The sequence below is a fragment of the Solirubrobacter phytolaccae genome (assembly GCF_027587195.1).
In the GTDB taxonomy this organism is placed as follows: Bacteria; Actinomycetota; Thermoleophilia; order Solirubrobacterales; family Solirubrobacteraceae; genus Solirubrobacter; species Solirubrobacter phytolaccae.
In genome coordinates, this window is record NZ_JAPDDP010000017.1 from 18,772 (window position 1) to 36,979 (window position 18,208).

An 18,208-nucleotide genomic window follows, 5' to 3' on the forward strand; every position below is an offset into this window, starting at 1 on the left:
CCAGTGAGCGCGTCTCGGCTCAATCACGCTAGGTTCTCTCACCGATGGCACACGCGATCGAGGTGACGGGCCTCACGAAGCACTTCGGGCCCGTCAAGGCCGTCGACGACCTCTCGTTCACGGTGGACGAGGGGCGCGTCACCGGCTTCCTGGGCCCGAACGGGGCGGGAAAGACGACCACGCTGCGGATGCTGCTCGGGCTCGTGAACCCGACGTCCGGCAGCGCGACCGTGCACGGGCAGCCGTTCGTGACGCTCAGCGACCCCGTCCACACGGTCGGCGCCGTGCTGGACGGCGGCATGCTGCACCCGGGCCGCACCGGCCGCAACCACCTGCGCACGCTCGCGCGGGCGTCCGGGATCGGCGACCGGCGCGTGGACGAGCTGATGGAGCTTGTCGCGCTGCGGGAAGCCGCGAACCGGCGCGCCGGCGGCTACTCGCTCGGCATGCGCCAGCGCCTCGGCCTGGCCGCAGCGCTGCTCGGCGACCCGAAGGTGCTCGTGCTCGACGAGCCCGCCAACGGCCTGGACCCGCAGGGCATCCGCTGGCTGCGCGACTTCCTGAGACGGCTCGCGGGCGAGGGCCGCGCGGTGCTCGTCTCCAGCCACGTCCTCGCCGAGGTCTCCCAGACCGCCGACGACGTGGTCGTGATCGCCAAGGGCCGCAGCGTCACGCAGGGCCCGCTGCAGGAGATCATGGCCCGCTCCGGCCGCCAGGGCGGCGTGCGCGTCGCCGGGCCGGACGTGCGCAAGCTCGGCGACCTTCTGTACGCCGACGGCGCGCGCGTGAGCGGCGACGCCCACGAGATCACCGTCGCCGACCGCACGGGCGAGCAGGTCGGCCGCGTGATCGCCCAGCACCAGATCGTGATCTCCGAGCTCGTCCCGCTCGGCGGCTCGCTCGAGGACGTCTACTTCGAGCTCACCGGCGCCACGGGAGGCCCGTCCTGATGCTTCGCCTGACCAACGCCGAGTTCCTCAAGCTCCGCACCACGCGGACGTTCTACGCCTTCCTGGCCGCCTGCGCCGCGCTGGTGCTCGTGCCGACGATCCTCATCTGCGCGTTCGCCACCTTCGACGACGACCCGATCGAGCCGCTGCTGTACTTCATCGGCTCGCTGATCCAGACGTTCTCGCTGCTGATCGGCATCCTCGCCGCCACGACCGAGTTCCGCCACGGCACGATCACGCCGAGCCTGCTCGTGGTCCCCAACCGGATCCGCCTGATGACGTCCAAGCTGATCGCCGGGACCTTGACCGGCCTCGCGATCGGGCTCGTCTCGACGGTGCTGATCGTCGTCATCGTCGCCGCGTTCGGCTCGGCGCGGGACTTCCCGACGGACGAGATCGGCCGCGGCAGCCTGATCATCGGTGGCACGCTCACGTGCGGGCTCTTCGCCGCGCTCGGTGTCGGCCTCGGCGCGCTCGTGCGCAACCAGGTCGGGGCGATCGTCGGCGCGCTCGTGTATGTCTTCGTGCTCGAGCCGCTCGCCACGGGGCTGCTGTCGCTGAGCGACTCGCTCGACGACATCCTGCCCAAGTACAGCCTCGGCGCGGTCTCGAACTGGCTCACGGGCGTCTCGCCCGACGACGACGTGCTGCTCGAGCAACTGCCGGCCGGGCTGCTGCTCACGCTCTACGCGGCGCTCTTCGTCGCCGCGGGGATGTTCATGCTCCGGAAGCGGGACATCACCGCGTGATCCGGCTGCGTCCCGCCACCGAGGCCGACGCCCCGCGCGCCGCGGAGATCGTGATCGCGGTCGACGTGGCGGAGGTGGGGGAGCCCGACTACTCGCTCGAGGACCTGCGCGAGGAGTGGGCGGAGCCCGGCTTCGCGCTGGCCAAGGACGCGATGGTCGCCGAGTCCGGCGGCGAGACGATCGGCTACGCGCACTTCCGCAGCGGCGACCTGCTGGTGGCCGTGGACCCGGAGCGCCAGGGCGAGGGCGCCGGCACGGCGTTGCTCGGCTGGGCGGAGGCGCGCGGACGCGAGCGCGGCGAGCCGTTCCTGCGCCAGGCGGTCGGCGACCGCGCGACCACCGCCCGCACGCTGCTGGAGGCCAACGGCTGGTCGGTCGCCCGCAGTTACTACCGGCTGGAGCGGGCGCTCGGCGACGAAGGCGACGCGGAGTTCCGGGCGCTGCAGGAGAGCGACGACCTCTACCCGGTGTACGAGGCCGCGTTCAGCCGCAACGCCGACTACACGCCGCGCGATCCCGAGGCGTGGCGGCAGCGCAGCCTGCACGGCCACAACGTCGACCCGGAGACGACCCGGGTCGAGCCCGGCAAGGGCTTCGCGCTCGTCCGCCGCTGGGAGGACGGCGTCGCCTATGTCGAGCTGCTGGCGGTGCATCCCGACCACGCGGGCCGCGGCCTCGGCGGCACGCTGCTGACCGCCGTCTTCGCGGCCGCGCGCGCGAACGGGTACGTTCAGGTCGTCCTCAACGTCGCCTCCGACAACCCCAACGCGCTGCGCCTGTACGAGCGTGTCGGCATGACCCAGCGCTGGCGGATCGACGACTACCACAAGCCGCTGCCAGACTAAGGCGCCGATGATTCCGAGCAACATCGCCGATCACGTCGGCCGGACCCCGATGGTGCAGCTCAAGCGCCTCGCGCCCCCCAACGGCGGCGAGGTCTTCGGCAAGCTCGAGATGTTCAACCCGGGCGGCTCCGTCAAGGACCGCATCGGCGTGGCCATGATCGAGGCGGCCGAGGCCGAGGGCCGGATCGAGCCGGGGCGCACCACGATCGTGGAGGCCACCAGCGGCAACACGGGCATCGCGCTCGCGTTCGTCTGCGCCGCCAAGGGCTACGACCTCATCCTCACGCTCCCGCAGGGCATGAGCCGCGAGCGCGAAGGGCTGCTGCGCCTGTACGGCGCGCAGGTCCACATCACCGAGTCGATGGGCGGCATGGGCGAGGCCGTCGCCGCCGCGCGGGCGATGGCCAGCGAGGACGGCTACTTCCTGCCCGACCAGTTCTCCAACCCCGCCAACCCCGAGGTGCACCGGCGCACGACCGGGCCCGAGCTGTGGGAGGCGATGGAGGGCAAGATCGACTACCTGGTCGCCGGCGTCGGCACGGGCGGCACGATCACGGGCGCGGGCACGTTCCTCAAGGAGCAGAACAAGGACATCCAGGTGGTCGCGGTCGAGCCGCTGACGTCGCCGGTGCTGTCCGGCGGCCGGCCCGGCCCGCACAAGATCCAGGGCATCGGCGCGGGCTTCATCCCGCCCGTGCTGGACCGCGGCGTGCTCGACGAGATCATCACCGTCGACGACGAGGACGCGCTGGAGACGGCCCGCCAGGCCGCCAGCCGCGAGGGCGTGCTGGTCGGCGTGTCCTGCGGCGCCGCGCTGTGGGCCGCGCTGCAGGTCGCCGCGCGCCCGGAGGCCAAGGGCAAGCGGATCGCGGTCGTGCTGCCCGACTCGGGCGAGCGCTACGTGTCCCTGCCGTTCTTCGCACCCGAGCCGCCCGCCGCCCAGTCCTCATGATCCGCGAGGTCGAAGGGCCCGCGGGCGCGCCGTGGGAACGCCCGCTGCACGGCACGCTGGACCGGCTCGTGGTCGAGTCGGACGCGCTCGCAACGAACCCGCTCGGCGACCCGTCGCGGCGGCCGCTGTACGTCTACCGGCCGCCCGGCGTGGAGCTCGACCACCCGAAGCTGCTGCCGAGCGTGTACGTGATCCAGGGCTACACCGGTCAGCTCGACATGTGGTTTTCGCGGACACCTTTCGAGCTCAACATGATCGAGCGGATCGACGCGCTGTTCGCGACCGGCGAGTGCCCGGACGCGATCATCGTCTTCGTCGACGCGTGGACGTCGTTCGGCGGCTCCCAGTTCCTGAACTCGTCCGGCACGGGCCGCTACCAGGACTACCTGTGCGACGAGGTCGTGGCCTTCGTCGACGAGCGCTACCCGACGCTCGACCACCGCGACCACCGCGGCCTGACGGGCAAGTCGAGCGGTGGGTACGGCGCGATGGTCGTCCCGATGCTGCGCCCGGACGTGTGGGGCGCGTTCGCCTCACACGCCGGCGACGCGCTCTTCGAGGCTTGTTACCTGCACGAGTTCCCGACCCGCGCGCGCCAACTGCGCGACGAGTTCGACGGCTCGTGGGAGACGTTCTTCGAGCGCGTGAAGGTGACCGACCCGCCCAAGTGGGAGTGGATCGAGCTGCTCGAGCTCTACGGCTACGCGGCGGCCTACTCGCCCGACCCGGCCAACCCGGGCCGCGCGCTGATCCCGTTCGACGCCAACGGCCGGCTGATCGCGCACATCTGGGCGCAGTGGGTGGAGAAGGACCCTGTGCGGATGGCGCCGCGCAACGCCGACGCGCTGCGCTCGATGAAGCGCATCTACGTCGACGCGGGGCGCCGCGACGAGTACTTCCTCGACCTCGGCGCCCAGGCCTTCGCGGCGGAGCTGGCGAAGATCGGCGTCGACTACACGTGCGAGCTGTTCGACGGCACGCACGCGCGGCTCACGTACCGGTACCCGAACGCGATCCGCGAGCTCGTCACCGCTCTCGAGCCGTAACCGGCGTCACGTTCTCGCGCGCCCACGCCTCGACCGCCGGCCACGGGCCGTAGCCGGCGTCGGGGTTGATGTGGCCGTCCCCGGGCAGCAGGTCGGTGGGCAGCCCGGGGTAGACGGTCGCGGCGCCGGCCGGGCAGTACGGGTCGTTGTCGCTGCAGACCAGACGCGCGTCGTCGAGCTGCACGTCCGGCGCGGGGAAGAAGTGGGCGAGGCTGTCCGGGACGGCGTCCGCGGACGCGGGCGCGACCAGCAGCACGCGCTCGGCGGGCTTGCCGCCGCGCGCGACGTGGTGCAGCCAGAGCAGGCAGCCGGCGCTGTGGCAGATGACCACGGGCGGCGTGTCGAACTGGTCCAGCTCGCGCTCGAGCGCGTCGAGCCAGGCCTCCAGCCGCGGCTCGTCGGCGTCCGGCAGATCGGGGAAGTGCACCGCGGCGTCACCGGAGCGCAACCGGCCCGCGAGCCAGGACTGCCAGTGTCCCGGTCCTGAGCCCTGATAGCCATGCAGAATCAGATACGAAGGGCGTGACATGCGGGCCGCTACCGTAGCCGACGTGGCCCACACCCTCGACGTCAGCTCGCTGCGCTGCCCGATGACGTGGGTGCGCACGAAGCTCGCTCTGGAGCGGCTCGCGGCGGGGGAGACGCTGGAGGTCACGCTCCCGCCGGGCGAGGCCGAGACCAACGTGCCGCGCTCGGCGCGCGAGGCCGGTCACGCGGTCGACGGCGACGGCACGACGATCAGGATCGTGAGGGCATGACCGAGAACTCGCGACGGACGTTCCTGCGCGGGGCGTTCCAGTCGGCCGCGCGGGCCGCGATCCGCGCCAAGGAGGAGTACGAGGCGCCGGCGATCGAGGCGGTCGCGCCGCCGCTGCTCTCGGACGCCGAGGTCGAGCGCTACTCGCGCCAGCTCGTGCTCCCCGAGTGGACCGAGCACGCGCAGACGCTGCTGCGTGACGCGTCCGTGCTGGTCGTGGGCACCGGCGCGCTCGGCTCGCCGGTCGCGGCCTACCTCGCGGGCGCGGGCGTCGGCCGGATCGGGCTCGTGGACTCCGACGTGGTCGAGATCTCCAACCTCCACCGCCAGCCGCTGCACTTCACGCCCGACCTGGGCGTCCCGAAGGTCGAGAGCGCGGCCGCCAAGCTGCGCTTCCTGAACCCGGACGTGCTGATCGAGCCCTACCAGGTGCGCCTGGACGCCGAGAACGCCGCCGGGCTCGTCGAGGGCCAGGACCTCGTGATCGACTGCTCGGACTCCTTCGCCACGCGCTACGCCGTCAACAAGGCCTGCTGCGAGGCCCGCGTGGACCTGATCGAGGGCGGCGCCGTGGGCTGGATCGGGCTCGTGATGACGATCATCCCGTTCGCCACCGCCTGCTACCGCTGCGCGTTCCCGGTCGAGCCGGGGGACTCGCGCTCGTGCGCGGAGGCGGGCATCCTCGGGCCGGTCGCCGGCACGCTCGGCTCGCTGCAGGCGCTCGAGGCGATCAAGCTGCTGAGCGGCGCGCAGCCGCCGACGCTCGACGCGTTCCTGAGCGTGGACCTCGCGTCGATGGAGTTCACGCGCGTGAGCGTGCACCGGCGCGCCGACTGCGAAGACTGCGGCGAGGGGTAGATTCCGGGCAGATGCTGGGTCTGAGCGCCATCCGAAAGGTGTCCGGGGAGCTTCGCCGCGACATCAAGGCCGTGCGCGAGCGCGACCCCGCCGCGGCCGAGGTGTCGACCGCGGAGATCCTCACGCAGTGGCCCGGCCTGCACGCGCTGCTCATGCACCGCGTCGCGCACGCGCTCGTGACCGCCGAGGTGCCGGTCGCGCCGCGGGCGATCGCGTACTTCTCGCGCGCGCTCACGGGGATCGAGATCCACCCGCGGGCCAAGATCGGCGACGGGATGTTCATCGACCACGGCATCGGCGTCGTGATCGGCGAGACGGCCGAGGTCGGCGACAACGTGACGCTCTACCAGGGCGTGACGCTCGGCGGCACGGGCTTCGAGACCGGCAAGCGCCACCCGACCGTGCAGGACAACGTGACGATCGGCTCCGGCGCGAAGCTCCTCGGGCCGATCACGATCGGGCACGGGGCGAAGATCGGCGCCAACACGGTCGTCATCCACGACGCGCCGCCGAACTCGACCGTGGTCGGCAACCCCGGGCATCCCGTGCGCGTCGAGGGTCGCAAGCCCGAGGGCCCGGACGCCGACTGGGTGCACCTCCCCGACCCGATCGCGGATGCCCTGAAGCAGATGGCGGCGCGGATCGCCGACCTCGAGCGCGAGGTCGCGACGCTCCGCGGCGAGGACCCGGGGAAGGTCGCGGCGGTCGTGCCGTTGCGCCCGGCGCGTGGCCCAAGTCCCGCGGGCGGGTAACCTCGGGCCTCGTGCCCTCTTTCTCGCATTCGATCGACGTCTCCAAGCCGCCGTCCGAAGTCTTCCCGTGGCTGCTGGAGGAGGACAAGGTCCCGCAGTGGACGTCCGACCTGGAGCGCTACGACGTCGACGGCGCGCTGGGCGTCGGGACGCGCGTCACGCAGAAGTTGACGCTCGCCGGCGGGCTCGCGCTCGCGATGGAGATCGTCCAGTACGACCCGCCGAGCGGCGCGGCGACGGCGTTCGAGACCAACGGCGTGAAGGTCGAGAGCGCCTACGTCCTGGAGCCGGTCGGCGGCGGGACGCGGGTCACCCAGACGATGGAGGCCAAGGCCAGCGGGTTCACGGCCAAGATGCTGATCCCGATCGTCCAGGGCCGGCTCGAGGGCAAGCTCACGGGCGACCTGGACCGCCTGAAGACCCTGCTGGAGGGTTAGGCCATGCGCGTCCTCGCGGTCCTGCTCACCCTGCTCGCGTTCCCGGCCAGCGCCGCCGCGCAGAGCGTCAGCGAAGCCGCCAGCGCCCTGCGCTCGGACCCGGTGTACGTCGCCGACGGCGCCGAGCTCGCCGGCCAGGTCGACGCGGGTGCCCTCCGCGGCAAGATCGGCGAGGAGCCCGTGTTCGTCGCCGTGCTCCCGGAGAGCGCGGTCGAGGGCTCAGCGGGCCGCACGCTGATCGCGCTGCGCGAGGCCGTGGGGGAGAAGGGCCGCTACGCGCTCGTCGTCGGCGACGACCTGCGCACGCTCCCTGCCGACGCGGGCGAGAAGGCGCGCGCGGCGCACCCGGACGACCTCCAGGCCGCACTCACCCAGTTCATCGACGAGGCCGAGTCCAGCGGCAGCGGCTCCGGCGGCGCGATCGGCGCGGTGATCGTCGGCGTGATCCTGGTCGGCGTCGTGATCGGCGGCTCGCTGCTGGTCGTCAACCGCCGTCGCGACCGCAAGGCCCGCAACGACGGCCGCTCCGAGGTCGGGCAGATCAACCAGACCGACGACTTCGTCCGCCTCGGCGACCAGATCCGCGCGCTCGAGCTCGACATCACGCTCGGCGACGCGGGCCGACCCGACTACGACCGCGCGCTCGAGGCCTACACCCGCGCCAACGACCTCAACCGCCGCGGCGACGAGGCGGGCGCGAACCGCGCGCTGGACGAGGGCCTCGCGGCCATCGCCACCGCCCGCGAGCGCATCGCAGGAAGATAAAGCAACCTAAAGGGGTCTGACCCCTTTAGGTTCGCCGCGAGACTCGAACCCGCCGATTTGCGGCGGTTCTTCCCTAAAGGGGTCTGACCCCTCTAACTACGGTGGTGTCGTGAGCAAGATCCGTGGTGGAGACATTCGTGCGGCCGGGATTCCGGATGGACCGGCGATGGGCGTGGCGCTGAGCTGCATCCCGCGCGCCGTCAAGCATCTGGGGCGTGACGTCGCACTGCAGCGTCTCGCCGAGATCGCGGCCGCGCCCGACCGGTACACCGACGACGCCGACTTCGCGCCGCTCGCCGAGCGCCTCATCGCCGACGCGCGCGAGGCCGACCGTCGCTTCGTGGAGCGCGACGCGCCCGCCCCGTACGTGAACTACTGCGGTGACGCCGACCCCGGCGCGCTCGAGCAGATGCGCAACTCGCTGCGGCTGCCGAGCGCGGTCCGCGGCGCGCTGATGCCCGACGCGCACCGCGGCTATGGCTTGCCGATCGGCGGCGTGCTCGAGACCGAGGGCACCGTGATCCCGTACGCGGTCGGCGTGGACATCGCCTGCCGGATGAAGCTGTCGGTGCTCGACGTCGCCCCCGAGGCGCTGGACGAGCACGGCGGCCGGCTCAAGGACGCGCTGCTCAAGCAGACCCAGTTCGGGACGGGCGCCAAGCTGCGCAAGCGCGCCGATCACGCGGCGATGGACGACGACCGCTGGGCACTCACCCCGCTGGCCAGGCGCCTGCGCGATCGCGCCTGGGAGCAGCTCGGCACCAGCGGCTCCGGCAACCACTTCGTCGAGTTCGGCCTGCTGACGCTGCCGGCGCCCGACCTCGGGCTGGAGGCCGGCCGCTACGTGGCGCTGCTCTCGCACTCGGGCAGCCGCGGCGCGGGCGCGCAGATCGCCGGGCACTACTCCAAGCTCGCCCGTGAGCTGCGTCCCGAGCTGCCCAAGGAGCTCTCGTACCTGTCCTGGCTGGATCTCGACCACGACTCCGGCCGCGAGTACCTGGCGCTGATGCGGCTGATGGGCGAGTACGCGTCGGCGTGCCACGCGGTCATCCACGAGCGGGTCGTCGGCCACCTGAAGGCCGAGGTGCTGGCCGGGGTCGAGAACCACCACAACTACGCGTGGACCTCCGAGCGCGACGGCCGCGAGGTCGTCGTGCACCGCAAGGGCGCCACTCCCGCCGCGGAGGGCGAGCTCGGCGTGATCCCCGGCTCGATGGCGGCGCCCGGGTTCGTCGTGCGCGGCAAGGGCCGCCCGGAAAGCATCGACTCCGCGTCCCACGGCGCGGGGCGCCGGATGAGCCGCAAGGCCGCCACGGAGCAGTTCAACTGGCAGATGGTGCGCCCGGTGCTCGCCGAGCGCGGCGTCGAGCTGCTCTCGGCCGGGATCGACGAGAACCCGTTCGCCTACAAGGACATCGAGGCGGTCATGGCCCAGCAGACCGACCTCGTCGACGTGATCGGACGCTTCGACCCGCGGATCGTCCGGATGGCCGACGCGGGCGAGCGCCCGGAGGACTAGGTCGCGGGGGTGGTCGTGGCGCTGCGCGCCTCGACCGCCTTGACCGTCTTCTCGAACTGGCCGCTGAAGAACCGCTTGCCGATCAGCCCGAGCAGCGCGCCGACCACGCGCCCCTTGAGGTTCTTGCCCTCGCGCACCACGACCACGTCGACACCGGTCTTGCCGTCGGCCTGCCGGGTGAACGTGTACGTGTGCGAGGACGCGCCGCCCCAGGTGTTGGAGTCGGTGGTCTTCATTACGACGCGGTTCGGGTCCGACCAGTCGTAGCGCAGCCGTTCCCACGCCGGGCCCTTGCCTTCGGTGACGTCGGCCCAGTCGGCGCCCTGGTCGTGGACCTTGAGCTGGCCGTCGTCGGTGTTGCCGAAGATCTGCGAGCGGCCCGGCCCGAAGTCGGTGACGGCGGCGACGAACTGCTCGGGCGTCGCGGTGGTCACCGTCGTGAAGTGGATCGTTGCCATTACCTCGCGAGTCTACGGACCCGGGCCTGGATGTTCGTACTGGCCTCGGTGCCGCTCCGCCTGGTTGGATGGGCGGCGATGAACCGACTCACCGTCGCGGCGCTCGTCGCCGCCACGCTCGTCGCGCCCGGGCTCCTCGCGTCCCCGGCGCTCGCGGACGTGACCTCCGTGAAGGCGCCCAAGCGCGTGAAGGCCGGCGCGAAGATGACGGTGATCGTCGGCCTCGACGGGGTCCGTCGGTGCCGGCTGACGACCGGCAAGGGCTCCGCGTCCGCGACCGTCCGCACCACGGGCTCGCCGGTGGTGCACTTCACGTTCGCGATCTCGTCCCAGGCACGCCCCGGGCGGTACACGCTCACGCTGCGCTGCGACGCGGAGACCAAGCGGCTGCGGCTGACCGTGACGAAGGCCAAGGGCCGTCGCGGGACGTCCAAGCGCTTGGTCCGGACGAAGATCACCACGGTGACCGCACCGGGTGGCGGCGGGGATCAGAGCGGAGACGTGTTCCCGGCGCCGACGCCGCCGTGCTGCAAGCCGCTGGTGACGCCGACGCCGACGCCGACCCCCGCCGGCCCGCCGCCCGTCGAGCACGCGCTCCGGGCCGTGTACGCGCTGCCGGCCGACCAGGCCGAGCGGCCCGGCTACGCCGCCGGCATCGTCGCCACGATCGACGCGGTCGACGGCTGGTTCGCGACCCAGACGGACGGTGGCGTCGCCCCGCGCTGGCTGCGCGACGCGAGTGGCGCGCCGGAGGTCCAGGTCGTCAAGCTCGCCCGCACGACCGCCGAGTACGAGGCGGCGGGCGGACTCGCGCGCTTCAACGCCGACCTGCGCACCGCCGCGCCGCTCCCGACCGCCACGCAGCGCTACGTCGCGTGGACACGCACCCGGCATCCCGAGCCGGCCTGCGGCTCGCACTCGGACGGAATCGTCTGGCTGCCCGAGCTCGCGTGCGGCATCGTGCCCGTCGCCCCGGCCGTGTGGCCCGTCGAGGGCACCTACCTGCTCGCCCACGAGCTCGCGCACCTGTTCGGCGCCGTGCCGGACTGCGCGCCGCACGCCGACGGCACGCGCCACGTGACCGACGATCCGCGCGACCTGCTCTACAACGGCCCGCTGGCCCGCGACTGGAACAACCTCACGCTGGACGTCGGGCGCGACGACTACTACGGCACGGCGGGCTCGACCTGCGAGGACATCGCGGCGAGCCCGCTCTGGAACACCCGGCCTTAGTCGATGTACTCGTAGGCCGGGAGCGTCAGGAAGTCCGGGAACTCGTCGCTCAGCGCGACCTGCTCGAAGATCTTCTTGGTCTCTTCCGGCCGGCCCTTCTGCCAGACCTCGTCGCCGACGTCGGCGCGGATCCGCTCCATCTCCTCGTCGAGGACCTTGCGCACGTGGTCGCGGTCGAACTTGCCGTGCTTGACCCACTGCCAGATCTGCGAGCGGGAGATCTCCGCGGTGGCGGCGTCCTCCATCAGGTTGTTGATGCCGGCGGCGCCGCGGCCGCCGAGCCAGAACGAGATGTACTGGAAGCCGACGCTGACGTCGCTGCGCAGCCCTTCCTCGGTGATCTCGCCCGGGGTGGAGCCCGCGTCGAGCAGCTGCTCGGGCGAGACGTCGACGTCGTAGCGCTGCTTGTCGATCTGGTTCGGGCGGTTGCCCAGCACGTCGTCGAAGGCCTTGAGCGCCACGTCGACCACGTCCGGATGCGCGACCCAGGTGCCGTCGAACCCGGCCTTGGCCTCGCGCTCCTTGTCGGCCTTGACCGCGTCCAGCGCGCGCTGGTTGGCCTCCTCGTCCTTGCGGGAGGGGATCAGCGCGGCCATGCCGCCCATCGCGAAGGCGCCGTGCGCGTGGCAGGTCTTCACCAGCAGCTCGGTGTAGGCCCGCATGAACGGGACCGTCATCTTCACGTCGTTGCGGTCCGGGAGCACGAAGTCCGGGTCGTCGCGGAAGACCTTGATCATCGAGAAGATGTAGTCCCAGCGGCCGGCGTTGAGGCCATAGGAGTGCTCGCCGAGCGCGTGGATGATCTCGGCCATCTGGAACGCGGCCGGGAGCGTCTCGATCAGCACCGTCGCGCGGATCAGGCCCGGCGGCAGCCCCAGCGCCTCGCGGGTGAAGAGGAAGACGTCGTTCCAGAGCGCCGCCTCTTCGTAATGCTCCATCTTCGGCAGGTACAGGTAGAGCCCGCGATCGCGCTCCGCGAGCCGCTTGCCGCAGTGGAAGGCGTAGAGCCCGAAGTCCATGAACGCGCCGGCGACCGGCTCGCCGCCGAGCGTCAGGTGCTTCTCGGGCAGATGCCAGCCGCGCGGACGGACGAGCAGCGTCGCCGGGTTGTCGACCAGCTCGTAGTGCTTGCCCTCGGACGAGTCGTAGGTGATCGTCCCCTCGACCGCGTCGATCAGGTTCAGGTGGCCTTCGACCTGGTTCTGCCAGGTGGGCGAGTTCGCGTCCTCGAAGTCGGCCATGAAGCCCTTCGCGCCGCTGTTGAGCGCGTTGATGACGAGCTTGCGGTCGGTCGGGCCGGTGATCTCGGCACGGCGGTCGGCGTAGTCGGGCCGGGGCGGCGGGACCTGCCAGTCGCCGTCGCGGATCTCCTGCGTGTCCTCCAGGAACCCGCTGGGCTTGCCACGCCCCTTGCGCGCGGCGAGCAGCTCGGCGCGACGCGCGCCGAAGCGCTCCTGCAGCTCGCCCACGAAGGCGATGGCGTCGTCGGTCAGGATCTGCGCGGCGGCGTCGGTCGGGGGCGCGGCGGCCTTCACGTTGCTCACGGCTTCACTCCTCGGAGGGACATGTCGAGCAGGGTCATCGGGTGGTAGATCGGAAGCTCGAGGTGCTTGGCGATCTGCAGCGCGCAGCCCGGGTTGGCCGCGGCGATCGCCTCGGCGCCGGTCGCCTTCAGATTGCGAGCCTTGCGCTCGCCGAGCGTGGCGGCGGCCTCGGGCTGGAGCAGGTTGTAGATGCCGGCCGAGCCGCAGCACAGCTCCCACTCCTGGGGCTCGAGCAGCTCCAGGCCGGGGATGCCGCGCAGCAGCTCGCGCGGCTGCACCCGCACGCCCTGGGCGTGCGCGAGATGGCAGGCGTCGTGGTAGGCGGCCTTCAGCGCGATCGGCTTGCGCACGGCCTGCGGCTCCTCGGAAGCGAGCAGCTCGTGGATGTCGACGACCTTGGCGGAGAACTCCCGGGCACGATCCGTGTCGAGGATGTGCCCGTAGTCCTTCATCACCGAGCCGCAGCCCGCGACATTGGTGACGATCTTGTCGAAGCCCTCGTAGGCGGCGATCGTCGCCTCGGCGAGCGGGATCGCCTCCTCGTCGACGCCCGCGTGCATCGGCAGCGCGCCGCAGCAGCGCGGGGAGCGCGGGGAGTGGACCTCCCAGCCCTCGGCGGAGAGCACATTGAGCGTGGCCACGTTGACGTCGCCGAAGAACACGCGCTGGATGCAACCCTGCATGAAGGCGACCTTCCCGCGCTTCACCGGCGCCTTGGTTCCGCGCACCTTCGGGAGCCGCCGCACCATCGCCGACGGTGGCGCGGGCGGGGCGAGCTCCAGCATCGAGCGCAGCCGCGCGCTCGGCAGCAGCGGGGCGAGCTTGGGCGCGAGGGCCGAGCCGGGCACGAGCGCGCGCAGCCGCCCGGGGTGCGTGAAGAGGGCGAAGATCGCCTTCCGGTACGCACGCTCCTGCCACGACCGCGCCTCCGAGTGCTCGATCTGCGGGCGCACCCGCTCGATCAGCTTGTCGTACTGCACGCCGGACGGGCACGCCGTCACACACGCCATGCAGCCGAGGCAGCGGTCCATGTGCGTGACCATCTCGGGCGAGATCGTCTCGCCCTCCTCGTGGCCGACCCGCATCAGCACGATCCGCCCGCGCGGCGAGTCCATCTCGTCCTCGAACACCGCGTAGCTCGGGCACGTCGGCAGGCAGAACCCGCAGTGCACGCAGTCGCGGATCAGGTCCAGCTCCGGCGCCGGCCGTTCGGTGTCCCAAGCAGCACTCATCAAATGCCTCCCACGAAGCTGCCCGGGCGGAAGATCCGCGCGGGATCGAAGCGTGCCTTCAGCCGTTCCATCACGACATGGCCGGGGACGTCCTGCGGCCACTGCCCGGTGTCGGCGCCGTCGAGCACGGTGCAGTGCCGGGGCGCGAGCTCCGCCCGGATCGCGGCGACGGAGTCCGCGCTCTGGAGCGCGATCCACGTCAGCCCGAGCCCCGCGCGCGAGACGAGGGTGCCGCTGTGGTCGTCCGCGGCGCGGATCACCTTCGGCAGGTCGGTCGGGCGGCCGGAGACCTTGACGACGACGGCGCCGCGCTGCAGCCCGCGCACCTCGCCCCAGTCGACGTCGCTCACCTGGCCCACGCGGCCGGCCTGATCGACCGCCGAGGCGCCGCTGAACTCGAGCAGGATGCGCCCATGGCCGCCGGACCACGTGACGTCGAACTTGTCCGCCTCGAGCGGGCGCCGGGAGAGCGTGAGGACCTCTTCGAGCAGCTGATCCGGGTTGTGGTGCTCGATCACGACCGACGCCGTCCGCTCCGGCAGCGGGTGCAGCCGCACGGCGACGCTCCCGATCAGGCCGAGCGTCCCGAAGGAGCCCGCGAACAGCTTCGCCAGGTCGTAGCCGGCGACGTTCTTGATCACCTTGCCGCCGGCCTTGGCGACGGTGCCGTCGCTGAGCACCACGTTGATGCCGACCACGAGGTCGCGGACGCCGCCGTAGCGGTGGCGGAGCGGCCCGGAATCGGCCGTCGCCACGATCCCGCCGACCGTCGCCCCGCCGGGGTCCGGCGGGTCCCACGCGATCCGCTGGCCATGCTCGGCGAACGTCCGCTGCGCCTCCGCGAACGGCACGCCCGCCTCCAGCACCGCGGTGAAGTCGCCGACGTTGTGCTCGAGGATGCGGTTGAGGGCGCCGGTCTCGAGTGGTTCCTCCTCACGGACGGGCAGCCAGCGCTTGGTACCGCCGCCGACCGGCCGCACGGGCCGCTGGAAGCCCTTGAGCATCGCCGCCGCCTCCTGTACGGACTCCGGCCTCAAAACCGCTCCGCCAGCCCGGCCGCTTCCAGGGGATGCACGCGGTACGGGCCCGGCACCTCGCCGCACAGCCGCGGCGTCGGCATCACCTTGCCCGGGTTCGCCAGCCCGGCGGGGTCGAACGCGCAGCGCAGGCGCTGGAACGCGTCCAGGTCCGCCTCGGCGAACATCTTCGGCATGTGCTTCTTCTTGTCGACCCCGACGCCGTGCTCGCCGGTGATCGACCCGCCGGCGTCCAGGCACGCGTCGAGGATGAGCCCGCTCAGCTCCTCCGCGCGCTCGGCCTCGCCCTCCACGCGCCCGTCGTAACACACGAGCGGGTGCAGGTTGCCGTCGCCGGCGTGGAAGACGTTGGCGACGATCAGCCCGTACTCCTCGCCGAGCTGCTCGATCCGCTCGAGCACCTCCGGCAGCTTGGTGCGCGGGATCACGCCGTCCTGCACGAAGTAGTTGGGGGAGATGCGCCCCATCGCGGGGAACGCGGCCTTGCGCGTCTTCCAGAACAGCGCGCGCTCGGCCTCGTCGCGGGCCACGCGCACGTCGTCGCTGCCGCAGCCCTCGCAGATCGAGACGACCTCGTCGAACCGCGCGTCGCACTCGTGCTGGGAGCCGTCGAGCTCCACCAGCAGCGCGGCCGCGCGGCCCACGGGGTAGCCGGCGTGCGCCATCTGCTCGCTCGCCTCGATCGTGCGCGCGTCCATCATCTCGATCGCGCCCGGGACCACGCCGCCCTGCACGATCTGGGACACCGCCTCGCCCGCGGCGTGTGTGGAGTCGAAGAACGCCACGAGCGTCTTGACCGTCTCCGGCGACGGCACGACCCGCAGCCAGATCTTCGTCGCGACGCCGAGCGTGCCCTCGGAGCCGACGAACGCGCCGAGCAGGTCGTAGCCGGGGGAGTCCAGCTCGTAGCCGCCGATCTGGACCAGCTCGCCGTCGCCCAGCACCAGCTCGAGCCCGGTCACGTAGTTCGTCGTGAAGCCGTACTTGAAGCAGTGCGCGCCACCTGAGTTCTCGGCGACGTTGCCGCCGATCGAGCAGACGATCTGCGACGACGGGTCCGGGGGATAGAAGAACGCGGGCCCGACCGCGGCGCTGACGTTCGCGTTGGTCACGCCCGGCTCGACGCACACGCGCCCGTTGTCGAGGTCGATCTCGAGGATGCGCTTCATCCGCGTGAGGACGATCAGCACGCCGTCCTTGACGGGCAGGGCGCCGCCGGACAAGCCCGATCCGGCGCCCCGCGCCACCCACGGGATCGACTCCCGCGCGCACACCTGCACGATCGCCTGGACCTCCTCCGCCGTGCTCGGCAGCAGCGCGCAGGCCGGTGTGCCCCGGTACTGGAGCAGCCCGTCGGACTCATAGGTGCGCAGCTGATGCTCGGCCGTGTAGGTCCATTCGGTCCCGACGATCCGGCTCAGCTCCTCGACTACACGACCATCCATGACAACACCGCCGTGGATTGCAGATACACGAGCACGCACATGATCAACAGCAGTGCGAGGCTCCATCCCACCACACGGCGGAAGAGCTCGCCCTCCTCGCCGTCCAACCCGACCGCCGCGCAGCCGATCGCGAGGTTCTGCGGCGAGATCATCTTCCCGAGCACGCCGCCGCTGGAGTTCGCGGACGCGAGCAGCGTCGGGTCCAGCCCGGCCTCCTTCGCCGCGGTCACCTGCAGCACGCCGAACAGCGAGTTCGAGGACGTGTCCGAGCCGGTCACCGCCACGCCCAGCCAGCCGATGATCGGGCTCAGGAAGGCGAGGATGCCGCCCGCGCCGGCGAGCCAGTTGCCGATCGACAGCGTCTGGGCGCTCAGGTTCATCACGTAGGCGAGCGCGAGCACCGCCATCACCGTCAGCGTCGCCCACTTGAGCTGGTCGAGCATCGCGCCGTAGGCCTTCAGCGCCTTCGCCGGCGACACCTTCAGCACGGCCATGGTGATCAAGCCGCTCAGCAGTAGCAGCGTGCCGGCAGCCGCGAGCCAGCCGAACTTGAACGTGGTCGCGCTCGGCGCCTCCCCGTCGGCGTTCTGGATGTCACCCGTCCCGGGCCAGGTGAACTCGGCGGCGCCCTTGGCGAGGAAGTCCTTCAGCGGGCCCCACTGGGCGAGCGCGAAGACGACGATGATGATCAGGTACGGCGCGTAGGCCTTGAAGATGTCGGCGCGGGAGTCGCGCACGTCGCGCTCGAACTCCGCGTCGTGGGTCGCCGCGCCCGCGATCGCCGGGCCCTGACCCTTGACCAGCAGCGGCTCGCCGGGCTTCCAGACGCGCAGGAACAGGACCATCGCGGCGACGCTCGCCAGCGCGCCGATGATGTCGGTCAGCTCGACCGAGATGTAGTTCGAGGAGACGAACTGGCCGACCGCGAACGTGAAGCCACCGACGAGCGCCGCCGGCCAGACGGCCCGCACACCGCGCCAGCCGTCGACCATGCCGACGAGGATCAGCGGCACGAACAGGGCGAGCAGCGGCGTCTGGCGGCCGACCATCGCGCCCAGGTCGGCCTGGGGGAGGTCGGTCAGCTCGGCCAGGGTGACGATCGGCGTCGCGATCGCCCCGAACGCCACCGGCGCCGTGTTGGCCACGAGCGCGATCGCCGCGGCCTTCATCGGCTTGAAGCCGATCGCGATCAGCATCACGGCCGTGATCGCCACCGGCGTGCCGAACCCGGCGAGCGCCTCGAGCAGCGCGCCGAAGCAGAAGGCGACGATGATCGCCTGGATCCGCTGGTCGTCGGAGATCGTCGCGAACGACCGTCGCAGCACCGCGAAGTGCCCGGTCTCGACGGTCATGTTGTAGATCCAGATCGCGTTCCAGATGATCCAGATGATCGGGAACAGGCCGAACGCGGCGCCCTCGGTGGCGACCGCGAAGGTCGTGTCGACCGGCATGCCCCAGACCGCGATCGCGATCACCATCGCGACGGCCAGGGAGGCGAGGCCCGCGACGTGGGCCTTGAGCTTGAGCCCGCCCAGCAGGACGAAGAGCGTCAACAGCGGGAGCATCGCGACGAGCGCGCTGAGAAACAGCGAGTCGCCGACCGGGTCCAGCACCTGCTTGTACACGCCG

19 protein-coding genes are annotated in these 18,208 nt (G+C 71.7%); 12 read left to right on the forward strand and 7 right to left on the reverse strand.

Going from position 1 to position 18,208, the window contains the following annotated elements:
- The first annotated feature begins 44 nt into the window (after nucleotides 1-44).
- The 5 genes from OJ997_RS11415 to OJ997_RS11435 are packed head-to-tail and all read left to right on the forward strand — an operon-like array spanning nucleotide 45 to nucleotide 4,542.
- Nucleotides 45-950, forward strand: coding sequence for an ABC transporter ATP-binding protein (locus OJ997_RS11415; protein WP_270025221.1), 906 nt, complete (start codon nucleotides 45-47; stop codon nucleotides 948-950).
- Nucleotides 950-1,699, forward strand: a complete 750-nt coding sequence (locus OJ997_RS11420; RefSeq protein ID WP_270025222.1) for an ABC transporter permease — start codon at nucleotides 950-952, stop codon at nucleotides 1,697-1,699. The genes OJ997_RS11415 and OJ997_RS11420 overlap by 1 nt, the downstream gene beginning before the upstream one ends.
- Nucleotides 1,696-2,544, forward strand: a complete 849-nt coding sequence (locus tag OJ997_RS11425; RefSeq protein ID WP_270025223.1) for a GNAT family N-acetyltransferase — start codon at nucleotides 1,696-1,698, stop codon at nucleotides 2,542-2,544. Before OJ997_RS11420 ends, OJ997_RS11425 begins: the two co-directional genes overlap by 4 nt.
- A gap of 7 nt (nucleotides 2,545-2,551) precedes the next feature.
- Nucleotides 2,552-3,496: a cysteine synthase A gene (gene cysK, locus OJ997_RS11430; RefSeq protein WP_270025224.1), complete on the forward strand. Its 945-nt coding sequence runs from the start codon at nucleotides 2,552-2,554 to the stop codon at nucleotides 3,494-3,496.
- Nucleotides 3,493-4,542 carry an alpha/beta hydrolase gene (locus OJ997_RS11435; RefSeq protein WP_270025225.1) on the forward strand — a complete coding sequence of 350 codons (1,050 nt, stop codon included), beginning with the start codon at nucleotides 3,493-3,495 and terminating at the stop codon, nucleotides 4,540-4,542. The genes cysK and OJ997_RS11435 overlap by 4 nt, the downstream gene beginning before the upstream one ends.
- Here OJ997_RS11435 and OJ997_RS11440 read toward each other — a convergent pair.
- Nucleotides 4,523-5,071, reverse strand: a complete 549-nt coding sequence (locus tag OJ997_RS11440; RefSeq protein WP_270025226.1) for an RBBP9/YdeN family alpha/beta hydrolase — start codon at nucleotides 5,069-5,071, stop codon at nucleotides 4,523-4,525. The genes OJ997_RS11435 and OJ997_RS11440 overlap by 20 nt on opposite strands.
- Nucleotides 5,072-5,093: 22 nt before the next feature.
- On the opposite strand from OJ997_RS11440, the gene OJ997_RS11445 reads away from it, so the two are divergent.
- The 6 genes from OJ997_RS11445 (at nucleotide 5,094) to OJ997_RS11470 (ending at nucleotide 9,630) form a co-directional block, all read left to right on the forward strand.
- Entirely contained in the window at nucleotides 5,094-5,300 is a 207-nt protein-coding gene (locus tag OJ997_RS11445) for a sulfurtransferase TusA family protein (protein ID WP_270025227.1), read from the forward strand.
- The gene (locus OJ997_RS11450; RefSeq protein WP_270025228.1) at nucleotides 5,297-6,157 is read left to right on the forward strand and encodes a HesA/MoeB/ThiF family protein; all 861 of its coding nucleotides are present in this window, start codon (nucleotides 5,297-5,299) and stop codon (nucleotides 6,155-6,157) included. Before OJ997_RS11445 ends, OJ997_RS11450 begins: the two co-directional genes overlap by 4 nt.
- Before the next feature lie 11 nt (nucleotides 6,158-6,168).
- Nucleotides 6,169-6,909 (forward strand): serine O-acetyltransferase, encoded by a 741-nt coding sequence (gene cysE / locus OJ997_RS11455; protein ID WP_270025229.1) that lies wholly within the window; start codon nucleotides 6,169-6,171, stop codon nucleotides 6,907-6,909.
- Nucleotides 6,910-6,920: 11 nt separating this feature from the next.
- A complete protein-coding gene (locus OJ997_RS11460; protein ID WP_270025230.1) occupies nucleotides 6,921-7,346 on the forward strand; it encodes an SRPBCC family protein in 426 nt (141 codons plus the stop codon).
- Between the two features lie 3 nt (nucleotides 7,347-7,349).
- Nucleotides 7,350-8,111, forward strand: a complete 762-nt coding sequence (locus OJ997_RS11465) for a hypothetical protein (RefSeq protein WP_270025231.1) — start codon at nucleotides 7,350-7,352, stop codon at nucleotides 8,109-8,111.
- 109 nt (nucleotides 8,112-8,220) lie between these two features.
- The gene (locus OJ997_RS11470) at nucleotides 8,221-9,630 is read left to right on the forward strand and encodes an RtcB family protein (RefSeq protein ID WP_270025232.1); all 1,410 of its coding nucleotides are present in this window, start codon (nucleotides 8,221-8,223) and stop codon (nucleotides 9,628-9,630) included.
- On the opposite strand, the gene OJ997_RS11475 is transcribed toward OJ997_RS11470, so the two are convergent.
- Nucleotides 9,627-10,088: a hypothetical protein gene (locus OJ997_RS11475; protein ID WP_270025233.1), complete on the reverse strand. Its 462-nt coding sequence runs from the start codon at nucleotides 10,086-10,088 to the stop codon at nucleotides 9,627-9,629. The two genes, OJ997_RS11470 and OJ997_RS11475, sit on opposite strands and share 4 nt — an antisense overlap.
- Before the next feature lie 78 nt (nucleotides 10,089-10,166).
- On the opposite strand from OJ997_RS11475, the gene OJ997_RS11480 reads away from it, so the two are divergent.
- The gene (locus OJ997_RS11480; protein ID WP_270025234.1) at nucleotides 10,167-11,321 is read left to right on the forward strand and encodes a zinc metalloprotease; all 1,155 of its coding nucleotides are present in this window, start codon (nucleotides 10,167-10,169) and stop codon (nucleotides 11,319-11,321) included.
- On the opposite strand, the gene aceB is transcribed toward OJ997_RS11480, so the two are convergent.
- The 5 genes from aceB to OJ997_RS11505 are packed head-to-tail and all read right to left on the reverse strand — an operon-like array spanning nucleotide 11,318 to nucleotide 18,204.
- Nucleotides 11,318-12,865, reverse strand: coding sequence for a malate synthase A (gene aceB, locus OJ997_RS11485; RefSeq protein ID WP_270025235.1), 1,548 nt, complete (start codon nucleotides 12,863-12,865; stop codon nucleotides 11,318-11,320). The two genes, OJ997_RS11480 and aceB, sit on opposite strands and share 4 nt — an antisense overlap.
- Nucleotides 12,862-14,097 (reverse strand): (Fe-S)-binding protein, encoded by a 1,236-nt coding sequence (locus tag OJ997_RS11490; protein ID WP_270025236.1) that lies wholly within the window; start codon nucleotides 14,095-14,097, stop codon nucleotides 12,862-12,864. The genes aceB and OJ997_RS11490 overlap by 4 nt, the downstream gene beginning before the upstream one ends.
- A complete protein-coding gene (locus OJ997_RS11495; protein ID WP_270025237.1) occupies nucleotides 14,097-15,101 on the reverse strand; it encodes an FAD-binding oxidoreductase in 1,005 nt (334 codons plus the stop codon). Before OJ997_RS11495 ends, OJ997_RS11490 begins: the two co-directional genes overlap by 1 nt.
- A 29-nt stretch (nucleotides 15,102-15,130) precedes the next feature.
- A complete protein-coding gene (locus OJ997_RS11500) occupies nucleotides 15,131-16,579 on the reverse strand; it encodes an FAD-linked oxidase C-terminal domain-containing protein (protein WP_270025238.1) in 1,449 nt (482 codons plus the stop codon).
- Nucleotides 16,564-18,204 carry an L-lactate permease gene (locus tag OJ997_RS11505; RefSeq protein WP_270025239.1) on the reverse strand — a complete coding sequence of 547 codons (1,641 nt, stop codon included), beginning with the start codon at nucleotides 18,202-18,204 and terminating at the stop codon, nucleotides 16,564-16,566. Before OJ997_RS11505 ends, OJ997_RS11500 begins: the two co-directional genes overlap by 16 nt.
- Nucleotides 18,205-18,208 lie beyond the last annotated feature (4 nt).